The sequence below is a fragment of the Natronococcus sp. genome, assembly GCF_047921035.1.
Classification (GTDB): Archaea; Halobacteriota; Halobacteria; order Halobacteriales; family Natrialbaceae; genus Natronococcus.
This window is the reverse complement of sequence record NZ_JBLRWX010000261.1, coordinates 1-559: the sequence shown is the minus strand read 5'-3', so window position 1 is coordinate 559 and position 559 is coordinate 1. Positions and strand designations below refer to the sequence as shown.

1 protein-coding gene is annotated in these 559 nt (G+C 65.8%); it reads left to right on the top strand.

Going from position 1 to position 559, the window contains the following annotated elements; genetic code table 11:
* Positions 1-59: 59 nt before the first annotated feature.
* On the top strand, positions 60-559 hold a 500-nt coding region (locus ACNA7R_RS20600; protein WP_416285395.1), incomplete at its 3' end, for a hypothetical protein.

Genomic DNA, 559 nt, shown 5'->3' with positions numbered 1-559 from the left:
CCTTCGCTCGAGCCGAGGACCCCCGGAAACGGTTAGGGAGCGGACGTCGTGGGTCGAGTATGGGCATCGACGACACGCTCTCGGCGCTCCCGGATCCCGGGGGCCACAGCTTTCCGGACTACTCGCTCCCCAAGGGAGACCCGGTCATGCCGATCGCGGTCACCCGCGAGGAGCTACGGACCTTGCTCGAGCTGTACGACACCTTCGCCGCGGTCGACCCGACCGGGCTCGACTCGAACCCGTTTCTGAAGTCGACGACGCGGTTTCTCGAGCAGACGTTCGGGGCGCCGGTGTACCGCCCGGACGAACAGCTCGTCGACGACGTCGCGGCGATGCTCAACGACTTCTCCGACGACCTCGCGGGTGAGTCGGTCGGCGTCGTCGACGCGACCCCGAAACACCACAAGACGCTGTACTTCTTCCTGACGTCCTGTCGGGCCTATCGCTCGGCGGTGCACATCCAGTTCTCGCCGGACGAGGCGGCGATCGACACCCTCTACGAGATCTACGAGCGCGTCGTCGACCAGGAGATGTACCTCAAGCGACCCCAGACGGTGTT